Source organism: uncultured Gordonia sp., from assembly GCF_937858515.1.
In the GTDB taxonomy this organism is placed as follows: Bacteria; Actinomycetota; Actinomycetes; order Mycobacteriales; family Mycobacteriaceae; genus Gordonia.
Map to the genome: position 1 here is coordinate 16,531 of NZ_CALLZT010000169.1, position 13,281 is coordinate 29,811.

Here is a 13,281-nt window from a genome sequence, read left to right on the forward strand (position 1 = left end):
CGGCTATTTGGGGCAACGCGGCCGTCGCGGGCCACCGCCGATCACTACGCCTGTGCGGCGGCCCCACCGAGATAGGCCCGCTCGACGCGGCCCAGATCGGCCGACAGCGCGGATGCGTCGTCGGAAAGCACCACCTGACCGTGCGTCAGCACGACGCCGCGGTCGGCGACCTCAAGCGCCATCCGCACATGCTGTTCGACAAGCAGCACCGAGGTCCCGGTGGCGGCCACCTCACGCAGGACCGGCAGGATCGACTCGACTATCACCGGGGCCAGCCCCATGCTGAGTTCATCGATCAGCAGCACCTTCGGCTTTTGCAGCAGCGCCCGCCCGATGGCGAGCATCTGCTGTTCGCCGCCGGAAAGTTGCCCGGCGGCGATCTTCAGGCGTGGCCGCAGCGAAGGAAAATATCCGAGCACGCCCTCGATGGCGGACTTTCTGGCAGCGCGGGCGGCGGCGGGATTCCACCCGCCCACGGAGATCGCGAGTGCGAGGTTCTGTTCGGTGGTGAGTTTGCGGAACAGTGCGCGGTCATCGGCGACCAGGACCAGGCCCGATCGCACCGCGGCCCGCGCGTTGCCCGACGGCAGTACCGCACCCGCCACCTCGACCCGGCCTGCGAGCTGCGGCAGCAGACCGGCAAGCGTGGTCAGCAATGTGGTCTTGCCCGCGCCGTTCGGACCGAGCAGCGCCACAATCTCACCCTCGCCGATCGACAGATCCAGGCCACGTACCACCGGCGACGACGGCGCATAGCCCGCGGACAACCCGCTGCACTGCAGAACGCTCATGGATGCACCTTCTTGGTATCGACGGTGGTGGCGGTGGTCTCGCCGGGCGCGGCCTGCGCGGAGGCCGGCGTGCCCAGGTAGGCACCGACGACGGCCGGATCGCCGCGCACCTCGTCCGGGGTGCCGGACGCGATCACCCTACCGAGATCGAGAACGATGATGCGGTCGCAGATTCCGAGCACCAGATCCATGTCGTGGTCGACGAGCAGCATCGTGACCCCGCGGTCACGGGCCGCCCGCAGCCGCTGCCCGAGCCACTGGCTTTCCAGCGAATCGAGTCCGGCCGCCGGTTCGTCGAGCAGCGCCACCCGCGGTCGGCCGGCCAGCACCCGCGCCACCGAGACCAGTTGCCGTTGCCCCTGGGACAGGTCGGCGGCGCCGACGTCGGCGAGTTCGGAGATGTCGAGCAGGGCCAGCGCCGCTCGCACCGACTCGGCGCCGTGGCCACCGCTGTGGGAAGCCCCGACCATGATGTTCTCGGCGACGGTCAGTTCCTCATACAGTTCGATGTCCTGGAATGTGCGGCCGAGTCCCGCCCGGGCACGGCGGTGCGGCGCCCGCCCGCCGACCTCCGAACCGGCCAGCGCGATACGGCCGGTCGCGGGGACGAAACCACTGATCGCGTCCATAAGGGTCGTCTTGCCGGCTCCGTTGGGACCGATCAGACCGACGATCTCACCGTCACGGACCTCGAAGGTCACGTCGTCGACCGCGGTCACCGGGCCGTAGCGAACACCGACGGCGGTGGCCGCGAGCAGCACCCCGCCGGTCGGTGCATCGGCGGCGGGCGCGATGGTTCCGGCGTCGATATCCTGCGCGGCGTCGAGGACGGGCTTGTCGTCGCCGAGTTTGGTGCCGAAACCAGGAATCCGGATTTCGTGGATGTAGTGGGCGAGACCGTCCGGGTTGGCCATCACCGTCACCACCAGCAGCACGCCGGCGAGCAGTGCGTACCAGTCCCCGAAGTGCAGGTATTTCTCCATTGCGAAGTACAGCAGGCCGCCCGAGGCCATCACCCCGGCGAGGATTCCGCCGCTGATCGAGGTGACGCCGGCGATGTAGACGACCGCGAACAGGCCGATCCCGAGGAACACCGTGTACGACGACGCGTTGGCCAGCGTCTGCTGATAGCCGATCAGGGCGCCGCCGATACCGGCGATGAACGCCGAGATCGCGAACGCGGCGAGCTTCACCACGCCGACGTTGATTCCCGCCGCGGCGGCCGACCGCTCGTTGGCGCGCACGGCCAGCATCGACGCGCCCAGTGTCGAATTCCGCAGCCAGGCCACGCCCGCCACCACCAGCAGGAAGAAGACCAGACACATGATCCCGAACGCGGTGCGCGGATATCCTTCTCCCGCACCGATTTTCAGATCGATACCGAACAGCGACGGCTGCTCGATCGGCGCACCCTGCATGCCGCCGTTGAACGAAGGATTCCGGAACCAGAATGCCTCCAGGAACACCGCGAGCGCGATGGTGGCCACCATGAGCGGCAGACCGCGAACCCGTAGCGCCGGCAACCCGACGACCAGCCCGACCACACCGGCGATCGCCGCCGCCAGGATCGGTGCGATCGGAAACGGTATCCCCAGGTCGGTGGTCAGCCGGGACAGGCTGAACGCACCCACACCGGCCAGCATGAGCTGGGCCAGCGACACCTGTCCGGCATATCCGGTGATCACCACCTGCGACAGCGCGATGATACCGAAGATGAGTGAGGTGACCAGGGCGTTGCCCAGCTGACCGCTGGTGACCATCAGCGCAATGGCGATCACCAGGCCGCCGATCACCATGGGCAGCCAGATGTTCCGCGGACGAGGCGAGCGCCCCATGTCGCTGCGGGCGACCATCCCGCGGCTCGGCAGCGGCTGTCCGCGCACGAGCAGGAAGCCGATGATCAGGATCAGCGGAACCGCTTCGGCCACACCGGCGTCGGGGAACCATCCGATGGTGGACTGCAGGTTGGTGGCCTCCGATGACAACATGCCGATGGCGATGCCCGCGCCGACGGTCACGCCGACGGAGGCGAAGTTGCCGACGAGCGCCGCGGCGAGCGCGGGCACGATGAACATCGTGTAGGCCACCGGGTTGAGCGGAACGATCGGCGCGATCACGATGCCGCCGATCGCCGCCGTCGCCGACGACAGCGCCCAGTTGCTGATGGCGATCTTCTCCGGCGACAACCCGGTCAGCAGCGCGCCCTTCTCCGATTCGGCCGCGGCCTCGGTGGCAATACCGAATCTGGTGAACCGCAACACAAGTCCGGCGCCTATCGCCAGCGCCACGACCACGGCGGCCAGCCACAACCGGTCGACGGGCACCACGCTGTCGCCGATGGAGAAGGTGCCCGAGGCGAAGATTGCCTTCACCGTGGGTGCGTTGGTGCCCACGCGCAGGCCCAGCAGCGCCTGCAGGATCAGCATCACACCGATCGCGGCGACCGCCCGAGCCAGCAGCGGACTCGTCCGCATCCACCGAAATATCAAGAGATACAACACAACCCCGAGAGCCGACGCGATGACGACCGCCACCACCATCGCCGGCAACACGCCCAGCCTGCCACCCAGGTCGATCCGCGGTTCGAGGCCGGGGATCGGGTTGAGCAACTCCCCCTGCCGCAGATAGGCGTAGGTGTAGGCGGCGTACAGGGCAACCGCACCGGTGGCGAAGTTGACCACACCGGAGCTCTTGTAGGTCATCACCAGCGCGAGACCGAGCGCGGCGTAGACGGCACCATTGCCCAGGCCCAGCGCCAGGAATGCGAAATGGTCGGTCATGAGTCCTCTAAACGTGTCGGTAGATCAGGCGGTCACGTATCCGCCGATGTCCCGGCCGGTGCGTGCGGTGTGATAGCCGCACGCCCGGACCGGGACATCGGAGGGATTCATTCGCGGGTGAGCCCGCTACTTGTTGAGCACCGTACTGTTCTCGAACTTGCCGTTCGCCGCGACGTCGGAGGCGATGATCGCCTTGCCGCACAGCGGTGGCAGCATCGGCATCGCCTTGCCGTCACAGGTGAAGGTCAGGCCCGGAGCCGCCGGAAGCGGCACGTCCCTGGCGGTGGTGAGCGCGGTACGCAGATCATCGGAGGTGACACCCTTGATGTCCTTGCCGATTGCTCCGAGCGCCATGACCACCTGGTAGCCGAGGTAGCCCAGACCCTGCGGGTCGTCGTCGGGCGCGTACTTGGCCATGATGCTGCGGTACAGGATGACCGACGGGTCGTCGGACGACAGGTTCACCGAAGTGAAGGCCTTGGCGCCGATCAACTTGTCCTGACCACCGATGGCATCCCAGACCGGCTTGTCCAGGCAGCTGGCGATGAGGTACTTCTTCACGTCCGGGGCCACCGACTGCAGCACCTTCATCGACGACACGCACAGGCGGGTGTCACCGAGGACGGTGACCGCGCCGGGCTTGTCCGCGAGGCCCGCGGTGATCTCCGGCGTCGGGTCGGCCGAGGCGACCGGGACGACGACCACCTTGAGCTCGACCCCGGCCTGCTTGAAGATCGGGGTGGCCATGGCCTTCACCGAGGTGGCGGCGTCGCCGCTGTCACCGATGAGGACGGTGAACTTCTTGATGCCGTCCTTGGCCGCAGTCACGGCCTGCCCGGAGAGCACTGCCAGGGTGCCACCGGAGAGCATGTACGCGCCGGGCGTCATGAATTCGGCCCGCGACACGGGCGCCTGAGCAATGTAGGGAATCTTCGCGCCGGTGACGATCGGCAGCATCACCGCGCCCTGCGAGCTCAGCGGCGTGAGGACCGCGGCCACCTTCTTCTCCACCATCTCGTTGGCACACTTGGTGGCCGACGCCGGCTCCTCGGACTGCTTGCACACGACGAGCTCGATCTTGTGGCCGCCGATGCCGCCGCCGTTCTCGTTCAGGTACTTGGCCGCCGCCTCACCCGAGGTACGCAGCATCGGCATCTGCACCGCTCCGCCCTCGGACGCGATGAATCCGATCTTGATCGGATCGCCGGTGGCCGGATTGCTCGGCAGTTCGGTGGTCTTGCCGGCGGGATTGCTCGCCGAGTCGGAGTCGTCGTCGTCGGACGAGCAGGCGGTGAGCCCGCCGAACACGAGGGCACCTGCGGCACCGACAGCGACGGACGCACGCATGACCCGCTTCAGGGAGAGTGCAGTTTTCATGTGATCCCTTCGGAATGTATTGCCGGACAGCACAGTTCGACAGTCCAGGGCGATCCACACAGCCGGGCGGGGTCTCGCCGTTCCGCGGCTGCACCCCTCGCCCCATGCCCCCGTGGAGGCGTCCCGAGCCGAACAGTAGCCGAACGCCATCACATATATGTCCGAATGACACAATCGCGACATTCTCGCTCAACCGCTCCGTCACAAACCCCACCGATAGCCCCCGGCATCGCAATAATCTCCTCGCCGGGGGCTACCGGTGGGGTTTGTGCAACCGCTATCCTCCGACCAGCCCCATCCTTGGAACAGTTCGGAGTCTTCGTACCATGTGTTCCCGCGCTCGCCTGGCCACACTGCTGGTCTCCGCCGCACTCCTGTTCGTCACCGGCGGGCCGGTTCCCACCGCCGACGCCGATCCGGCGGGAGGTGCGTCCGGACGATCCTGGACCGCGGACTACCGGTCGACGCCCAGGTATCCCAAGGTCGCGGTCCAGCGTGACGTGGCCATCCGGATGAGCGACGCAGTGGTGCTCAAGGCCGACATCTACCGGCCGGCGGATCGGCGCGGCCACCCGATCGACACCAAGACTCCGACGCTGGTGAACCTCACCCCGTACACCAAGCTGATCTCCGCGCTCGGCGGCGTGGCCGCGGGCGACCCCATACTCTGGCCGGCCGTCGAGAAGTTCGTCGACTCGGTCAATCTGAGCGGCACCCCGATCGCCGGTGCCCAGCAGTTCCTCGGCGTCGTCAAAGGCGGCGCCATCCGGGCCCTCGGTGCCGACTACCGGCTCGTCCGGGACGGCTACACCCAGATCGTGGTCGACGTACGCGGCACCGGCTTCTCGCAGGGCACCTGGAACGTCTTCCAGCAGCGCGAGCAGCAGGACACCCTCGAAGTGATCGACTGGGCGGCGCGGCAACGCTGGTCCGACGGCAACATCGGTATGACCGGCGGCTCGTATTCGGGCATCAATCAGATCTACGCCGCCAACAAGAACCCGAAACATCTCAAAGCGATCTTCCCCGTCGTTCCGGGCGGTGACCTGGTGCATTCGATCGTCGCGCCGGGCGGCGCCGTCGGCATCGGCTTCCTGCCCGGCTGGCTCACCGCGATCAACGGCACCAAACTCATCCCGAACGTCGCGTCGATGCTCAACGGAACGTTCGACTGGACCTGGCTTAGGGACCGGGCCCGCGACCCGGGCACGTTCTACCCGCTCCTGATCGAGGCGCTGACCAACCCCAGCACCACCAGACTCTCGCCCGAGGTGGCGGCGGTGGTGAACCCGGACAGCGGTATCCGCCGCGCCTACCTCGACCATGCCGACCGAATCCGGGTGCCTACGTTCATCATCGGCGGTTGGTTCGATCTGTTCACCTACGACGAACTCGCCATGTTCAGCAAGATGCGGCTGCCCGCCGGGCAGAAGCAGCTCGTGATGAGTCCGACCTATCACGGGACCATGGGCGACACGATGGGCGGTGCCGGACAGCCACCACGCGTCGACGTGCTGCAGAAGGCATGGTTCGACAAGTGGCTCAAGGGAATCGACAACGGTATCGATCGGTTCGGGCCTGCCACCCTGTACCAGCACGGGAACGGCTGGAGCACCGCCACCGACTTTCCGCGGCCGGGGATGAGCTATCAGCGCATGTACCTGTCCGCCAAGCGCAGCGGTACCGCGCCGTCGGCCGCCCGTGACGGTTCGCTGATCCACCAGCCCGGATCGGCACGGCGACTGACCGTCGCGCCCGGGCTGAGCACACTGTGTTCGCGGGACTCCGCTCAGGCGCTGATCGGCATGACGGTTCCGTTCCCGGCATGCACCACGGACTCGCGGATCGCCGAGTCGGGGGCACTGACCTTCACCTCGGCGCCAGTCCGGAAGGCGACAGTGATCAGCGGTCCCACCAATGTGCGTCTGAATGCCGTGCACGAGGCCACTGACGGCTACTGGGTGGCCACCCTCAACGATGTGGCACCCGACGGGACGTCGACGCAGCTCACGACCGGTCAGACGGTGGCCTCCCTGGCCGCCTACGACCCGGCGCGCTCGCAGTTCGCACCCAATGGTGACGTCGTCGACCCGTACACGTATCTGTCGCTGGCCAAACGCACGAGGATCATTCCGGGCCGGCCGACGGCCGTCGACATCGGGCTGCTGGGCACCGACCTGTTGCTCAAGCCGGGCCACCGGCTGCGGATAGACGTGTACGCGATGAACATGGCCAAGGGACTTCCGTTGCGTCCCTTGCTCAACGCGTCGAAGCTGCGCCCGCAACACATTCAGCTCGACCCGTCCCGGCCGAGCTACGTGACAGTCGGCTCGTCGCAGCCACTGCCGTGACGGTTCAGCGCACCGGATCGATCAGCGCCGCCAGGCCGTCGAGGGTGCGGGCGAGCCCGAACTCCCAGGCGCGGCCGGCGTTCCAGGCGCTGCCCTGTGCCTGGCCCGCGGCGGCGCCGATGCGCACTGCCCGCCGATAGCGTTCGGGGTCGAAGGCCCGGGCAAGGATGGGCTGGTTGGCCGCCCACCAGTCGGCGTCGGACATCGCCGAATCGGTGGTGGTCCGGGCGGCGTCGTGCGCGGACCGGCAGTGCGACTGGACGAATCCGAGTAGGTAGGTGAGGGCGGCGTCGGTGTCGAGGTCCGACAGTCCGGTGCCGTCCAGAGCTTCCAGTTCGTGTTCGTACTTCGCCATCACGCCGGGCCCGAGTGGTGGTCGGCTCAGCGCGGCCACCTCGGTCAGCCACGGATGCGCGACCAGCAATCCGCGATTGTCGTCCGCCACCACCGTCAGCCGGCCGCGCCAGAGTTCCCTCCCCCACGGCCTGCGCTCCATGCGTGCGTAACAGGTGTCGACCATCAGATCGAGCAGCTCCGGTTTGCCCGGAACGTAGGTGTAGATCGACATCGCCGACACCCCGACGGTCTCGGCGACCGCGCGGACGGTAACCGCCGCCAGGCCGTGTTCGTCGGCGAGAGACAGTGCGGCATCGACGACCTGCCGGACAGTAACCGACCGCGCCGGCCCCTTACGTCGCGACGGGGCGGGTTGCTCACCCCACAGGAGCGCGAGAGTACGGCTGGGCTCGCCGGCCCCGGTGCTGTTGTCGGTCACGGGAACAATTCTGGCACGCTCCCGTTATACGATGTACATTATACAATGTATAGAGTACCCGAATCGAAGGAGCCGCCGTGCAGATCACCGCATCAGCCATTTCCGTCAACGTCGCCGACGTGCAGGCATCGTCCGAATGGGCCCGCAAATACCTGGGTTTCGACGCGGCCATGTCCGCGGACGGCTTCTGTTCGCTCGCCCATCCCGACGCCGGTTTCAACCTGATCTACCTGCGCACCGGCCTACCGACGTTCAAACCAGCCTCCGCGGCGGGCACCGCCACCGGGCTCCTCGTGGTGTTCACCGTCGAGGACATCGACGGTGACTACATGCGCCTGCGCGATGCGGGTGTCGAGATCGTCACCCCGATCGAGACCGAGCCGTGGGGCGAACGCTACTTCCAGATGGCCGACCCCAACGGAGTCATCTACCAACTCGTCCAATGGGTCGAGCCCCCCGACCCCACCCTCTGACGGGACCATCGGAAACTCCGCATATTGTCGCGCCGAGCGACACAAGGCGCGGAATCTGCGACGGCCGGCCGCGCGGCAGCAAGATCTGAGTGATTGGGTTCACAATTTGTTGGTGTTGTCGGTCACAAATTCGTTTTCATTTCTCATGTTTGATTGTTCACCAATACATGGAATATGCAGGAGATTTACCTAGAATCCACCGAGTTACCCGCCTGTTATCGGATCACCGCAGGTCACAAATGCGGCGTGACCCGAACGTTATTAACCGCTAATGTCGTCACCGGTCCGAGAATCGCACCGCCCAACACGGGGCGGACGACAGGAGGAAACAATGACCACCAGCATGAAGAAGTTCGCAGCCCGCGCCGGAATCATCGGCGCCCTGGCCGCGGTTCCCTTCGGTCTGGCGACTGCTACCGCATCTGCCTACGGCCACAACTGGGACGCTGTGGCCGCGTGCGAGAGCGGCGGCAACTGGGGAATCAACACCGGCAACGGCTACTACGGCGGCCTGCAGTTCTCGCAATCCACCTGGGAGGCCTACGGCGGCTCCGGCAGCCCGCACTACGCCTCGCGTGAAGAGCAGATCCGCGTCGCCGAGAACACCCTGGCCGGCCAGGGCCCCGGCGCATGGCCGGTGTGCGGCGCCTACCTGTAGGCACGCCGCACCCAGGTCGCCGCGGCCGCACCCGCACTGCCCCCCGAACGGACATCCGGCCGGGGGCGGTCAGCGGACCGAACCCGGTGACCTCGCAACCACATACGATGGGCAGTCCCTGATCAGGGGCTGCCCATCGGTGCGTTTCGAGACTGCGGGTCAGTGCGACCACCCAGCGGCGACTACCCTCCTGCGACTACTCGGGAGCGGGTTCCCCGAACACCTCGTAGCCGCCTTCGGCGTAGCGGCTGCGGACGGCCTTCTTGTCGAACTTGCCCACCGAGGTCTTGGGGATCTCGGTGACGAACGACCAGCGTTCGGGAATCTGCCAGCGCGGCACCAGATCCGCCAGGAATGCCTTGTGCGCCTCGATGTCGGCGTCGGCCTCGCTCGCTACGACGGCCAGCACGAAGGGCCGCTCATCCCATTTCGCGTCCGGCACGCCGATCACCGTGGCCTCCAGGACCACCGGATTGCTCATCACCGCGTTCTCCAGTTCCACCGAACTGATCCACTCGCCACCGGTCTTGATGATGTCCTTGGTGCGGTCGACGATCCTCATGTAGCCGTCCGGGCTGATGGTGGCCACGTCACCGGTCCGCAGCCAGCCGTCGTGGAACTTGTCCGGTGCGCTCACATTGCCGTCGGGCTGGTAGTAGGCACCGGTGATCCACGGTCCCGACACCTCCAGCTCACCTGAAGTCTCACCGTCCCAGGGCAGTTCGTTGCCCTCGTCATCGACGATGCGGCCGGCGACCAGTGGCGGGAAACGGCCCTGCGTGACGCGGTAGGCGAAGGCCTCCTCGGGGTCGTCGATGCCGGCCGGCGGGCGGGCGATGCTGCCCAGCGGTGAGGTCTCGGTCATACCCCAGGCATGCGTGATCGGTGCGTTGAATTCGTCGAAGGCCCGGATCATGGTGTGCGGTACCGCCGCACCGCCGACGATCACCTCCCGCAGATGCGAGATGTCCTGCGGCGCGGCATGCAGCCGGGCCGCCACGCCCTGCCAGATGGTGGGCACCGCCGCGGCCAGCGTCGGCCGGCCTTCGGCCATCATCGCCAGCAGCGGCTCGGGCTGCAGGAACCGGTCGGGCATGATCATTGTCGCCCCGCACATCATCACCGCGTACGGCAGCCCCCAGCTCATCACGTGGAACATCGGCACGATGGCCAGCATCGAGTCACGGTTCGACAACCCCACGCCGGTGGTCGACGTGGCGGTCAGCGAATGCAGGTAGATGCTGCGGTGGGAGTAGACGACGCCCTTCGGGTCACCGGTGGTGCCCGAGGTGTAGCAGAGCACGGCGGCCGAACGCTCGTCGATGTCGCCGGGCCAGTTGTAGGTGGTGGGCTGTCCGGCGATGAACTCGTCGTAGGCGTGCACGGTGACCCAATCCGGTGCGGTGAACGATTCGACCGGACCGTTGACGACGATCACGTGCCGCACCCCGGGCGCCTGCGCGACGTACGCCGACAGCATCGGCGCCACCGAGGCGTCGACCAGGATCACCTTGTCGTCGGCGTGGTTGAGGATGAACACCGCCTGCTCGGGCGAGAGCCGCAGGTTGAGGGTATGCAGCACGGCCCCCATCGACGGGACGGCGGCGTAGACCACCTGGTGTTCGTTGTTGTTCCACATGAAGGTGGCCACCCGGTCGCCGCGACCGACGCCGAGTCCGTCGAGGGCGTGCGCCAGCTGGGCGGCCTGCTCACCGATCTCGGCGAAGGAGATGTCGCGGAAAGCCGAACCCGTCCACGTTCGGACCCGCCCCTCGGGGAACGATTTTCGGCTGTACTCGACGAGGGTCGCGAGGGAGAGATTTCCGCCCTGCATCGTGGACTGGATCATGTTCCGGGTCTCCTTAGCGGGTTGTTCACCGTGTGGCGGGCAGATGGGCGACGACTCCCCCGGCCGCATGCGCCACGCGTGACTGGCATGCCTAGACTGTGACTGATACCACAGCATTGAAAACCATACCGTCGCCGCACATGCAGCATTTCGGCAATATGAGGCGCGATCGGCCGACCAGGGGTTCGGCCGAACTCCGCGGTACGGTTCAATGACCCGGCAACGCCCCGGGCGGCGCCTCGCGCACCGTACGGGCTCAGCGAAAGGCGATGACCGTGCCGTCCCTGCGCGATCTCTACGATGCCGCCGAAAAGCGGCTCACCCCCACCATCGAGGCGGTGGTGCACTCCGAGGAATTCGCCACCACCACCGCCATCATCGGCATGGTCCGCCGTGAGGCGAGCAAACGCATCGAGGACGCCAATGCCGCGCTCTGGCATCTGGTGAACATCCCGGCAGGCTCCGACGTCCGCAAGCTGCGCCGTCAGATCGGCGAACTCGACTACGAGGTCCGTCAGCTGCGTCTGGAACTGGGCGAACAGGCCCATCACGTCGATCGATCCCACAGCGATGAGGAATCCCGGGACCGCAAGGAGAACCAGTAGTGGACATTCCCAACCCCCTGGGCGCCGTCGACCGGATCCGCAAGGAGGTCGAACGCAACTCGCTGCGCGCCCGCAACGGAATCAAGATGGTGGCCGGCGTCGGCAAACCCAAGGTCGGGGCCACGCCCCGGGATGTGGTGTGGCGCAACGGCCGTGCCCGGCTGTATCGCTATCGCAACGACGACGTACGGTATCGCCCACCGCTGCTGATCGTGTTCAGCCTGGTGAGCAAGGCCTACATCCTGGACCTGTCGCCGGGCAACAGTTTCATCGAGCACCTGCTCGGCGCGGGCCTCGACGTCTACCTGCTCGACTGGGGCGTGCCGGACGAGCGCGACGCCCGCAACAATCTGGAGTACTACGCCGACGGCGCCATCCCCGCCGCCATCGAGGCGACCTGCCGCACCTCGCACTGCGACGAGGTGAACATCCTCGGCTACTGCTTCGGAGGCAACCTCACCCTGCTGCACGGCGCGCACCATCCCGATGCCCCGATCCGCAGCCACACCGTCGTGGCCTGCCCCGTCGACTACGACAAGATGCCGATGGGCCACTCATTCCGGCAGGTGGGCACCGACGTCGAGGATCTGATCGGCGACGACGGCAATATCGCCGGCAGCGTCATCTACAACTCGTTCCGCACGTTGCGCCCGGTCGGTGAGGTGACCGGCTACGTCGACCTGCTGGACCGGATGTGGAACGACGACTACGTGGCGGCCTACCAGGCGATGAACGGCTGGAGCACCGACCACATCCCGCTGCCCGGCGCGACCGCCCGCCAGATGTTCCACATGCTCATGGACGACAATGCCTTCATGAACGACACGGTGACCCTGGGCGGCGACCGGATCAGCCTGCGCGACATCACCGTTCCGTTCCTGTCGGTCCTGGGCGAGAAGGACCACATCGTCCCCCTCGACGTGGCTTCGCCGGTCAACGACCTGGTCGGCTCGACCGATTCGGAACAACTAAGGCTCAAGGGCGGGCATATCGGCCTCGTCGTCGGACGGACCGCGGCCAAGACCACCATCCCCACCATCATCGAATTTCTCAAGAAGCAGAGCGAGGTGCGCGCGTGAGCGACCCGGACATCACCATCACCAACATCACCGCCGGCGACATCGCCGAATTCCGCACCCTGCTGGGCAAACTCGGCGACGGCGACATCACCGCGATCCGGGTGCTCGTCGACGACACCGACTACATCGCGCGCCTGGCCGACAATCCGGAACTGCGCTGGATCGCCCGCGACACGGCGGGAACCATCGTCGGCTACGCCACCGTCAACCGGCTGCCGGGCTGGTCCGACCACGTCGGCGAGCTGCGGCTGGTCGTCGACCCGGATGTGCGCGGCAGCGGCCTGGGCCGCAAGCTCGTCCAGCACTCCCTGCGGGCGGCGGTCGATGCCGGGCTGCGCAAGGTGGTGGTGGAATTGACCACCGAATCCGACGCGGTCGTCGAACTGTTCACCGACCTCGGGTTCACCGGTGAGGCCCTGCTGCGCGACCACATCCGCGACCACAACGGCGCACTGCACGACATCCTCATGCTGGCGCACCACGTGGACACCAACTGGGAGAACCTCGAGACCGTCGGCATCGTCGACGCCCTGGCCTGAGACG

Annotated in this window: 11 protein-coding genes; 6 read left to right on the forward strand and 5 right to left on the reverse strand. The window is 66.9% G+C overall.

Features of this window, described 5'->3' with window-relative positions; genetic code table 11:
* Positions 1-44 precede the first annotated feature (44 nt).
* The 3 genes from Q0627_RS16285 to Q0627_RS16295 form a co-directional block, all read right to left on the reverse strand.
* A complete protein-coding gene (locus tag Q0627_RS16285) occupies positions 45-791 on the reverse strand; it encodes an ABC transporter ATP-binding protein (RefSeq protein ID WP_291015047.1) in 747 nt (248 codons plus the stop codon).
* Positions 788-3,571 carry a branched-chain amino acid ABC transporter permease/ATP-binding protein gene (locus Q0627_RS16290; RefSeq protein WP_298811444.1) on the reverse strand — a complete coding sequence of 928 codons (2,784 nt, stop codon included), beginning with the start codon at positions 3,569-3,571 and terminating at the stop codon, positions 788-790. The genes Q0627_RS16285 and Q0627_RS16290 overlap by 4 nt, the downstream gene beginning before the upstream one ends.
* 126 nt (positions 3,572-3,697) lie before the next feature.
* Positions 3,698-4,948, reverse strand: a complete 1,251-nt coding sequence (locus Q0627_RS16295) for an ABC transporter substrate-binding protein (RefSeq protein ID WP_291015043.1) — start codon at positions 4,946-4,948, stop codon at positions 3,698-3,700.
* A 326-nt stretch (positions 4,949-5,274) separates the two neighbouring features.
* Between Q0627_RS16295 and Q0627_RS16300 the strand changes: the two genes are divergently transcribed.
* A complete protein-coding gene (locus Q0627_RS16300) occupies positions 5,275-7,299 on the forward strand; it encodes a CocE/NonD family hydrolase (RefSeq protein ID WP_291015040.1) in 2,025 nt (674 codons plus the stop codon).
* A 4-nt stretch (positions 7,300-7,303) separates the two neighbouring features.
* Here the strand turns inward: Q0627_RS16300 and Q0627_RS16305 are convergent, their stop codons facing one another.
* Positions 7,304-8,074, reverse strand: a complete 771-nt coding sequence (locus Q0627_RS16305) for a TetR/AcrR family transcriptional regulator (protein ID WP_291015037.1) — start codon at positions 8,072-8,074, stop codon at positions 7,304-7,306.
* A gap of 77 nt (positions 8,075-8,151) precedes the next feature.
* On the opposite strand from Q0627_RS16305, the gene Q0627_RS16310 reads away from it, so the two are divergent.
* The gene (locus Q0627_RS16310; protein WP_291015035.1) at positions 8,152-8,547 is read left to right on the forward strand and encodes a VOC family protein; all 396 of its coding nucleotides are present in this window, start codon (positions 8,152-8,154) and stop codon (positions 8,545-8,547) included.
* Positions 8,548-8,878: 331 nt separating this feature from the next.
* Entirely contained in the window at positions 8,879-9,205 is a 327-nt protein-coding gene (locus Q0627_RS16315) for a transglycosylase family protein (RefSeq protein WP_298811447.1), read from the forward strand.
* A gap of 196 nt (positions 9,206-9,401) precedes the next feature.
* Here Q0627_RS16315 and Q0627_RS16320 read toward each other — a convergent pair whose 3' ends face one another.
* Positions 9,402-11,054 (reverse strand): long-chain fatty acid--CoA ligase, encoded by a 1,653-nt coding sequence (locus Q0627_RS16320; protein WP_291015943.1) that lies wholly within the window; start codon positions 11,052-11,054, stop codon positions 9,402-9,404.
* A 269-nt stretch (positions 11,055-11,323) separates the two neighbouring features.
* On the opposite strand from Q0627_RS16320, the gene Q0627_RS16325 reads away from it, so the two are divergent.
* The 3 genes from Q0627_RS16325 to Q0627_RS16335 are packed head-to-tail and all read left to right on the forward strand — an operon-like array spanning position 11,324 to position 13,277.
* Entirely contained in the window at positions 11,324-11,659 is a 336-nt protein-coding gene (locus Q0627_RS16325) for a hypothetical protein (RefSeq protein ID WP_298811449.1), read from the forward strand.
* Entirely contained in the window at positions 11,659-12,738 is a 1,080-nt protein-coding gene (locus tag Q0627_RS16330) for an alpha/beta fold hydrolase (RefSeq protein WP_291018125.1), read from the forward strand. The genes Q0627_RS16325 and Q0627_RS16330 overlap by 1 nt, the downstream gene beginning before the upstream one ends.
* The gene (locus tag Q0627_RS16335; RefSeq protein ID WP_291018128.1) at positions 12,735-13,277 is read left to right on the forward strand and encodes a GNAT family N-acetyltransferase; all 543 of its coding nucleotides are present in this window, start codon (positions 12,735-12,737) and stop codon (positions 13,275-13,277) included. The genes Q0627_RS16330 and Q0627_RS16335 overlap by 4 nt, the downstream gene beginning before the upstream one ends.
* The last annotated feature ends 4 nt before the right edge of the window (positions 13,278-13,281 follow it).

Coding starts and splice junctions, on each gene's coding strand:
- Q0627_RS16285 (WP_291015047.1), bottom strand. CDS start 791: ATGAGCGTTCTGCAGTGCAGCGGGTTGTCCGCGGGCTATGCGCCGTCG.
- Q0627_RS16290 (WP_298811444.1), bottom strand. CDS start 3,571: ATGACCGACCATTTCGCATTCCTGGCGCTGGGCCTGGGCAATGGTGCC.
- Q0627_RS16295 (WP_291015043.1), bottom strand. CDS start 4,948: ATGAAAACTGCACTCTCCCTGAAGCGGGTCATGCGTGCGTCCGTCGCT.
- Q0627_RS16300 (WP_291015040.1), top strand. CDS start 5,275: ATGTGTTCCCGCGCTCGCCTGGCCACACTGCTGGTCTCCGCCGCACTC.
- Q0627_RS16315 (WP_298811447.1), top strand. CDS start 8,879: ATGACCACCAGCATGAAGAAGTTCGCAGCCCGCGCCGGAATCATCGGC.
- Q0627_RS16320 (WP_291015943.1), bottom strand. CDS start 11,054: ATGATCCAGTCCACGATGCAGGGCGGAAATCTCTCCCTCGCGACCCTC.
- Q0627_RS16325 (WP_298811449.1), top strand. CDS start 11,324: ATGACCGTGCCGTCCCTGCGCGATCTCTACGATGCCGCCGAAAAGCGG.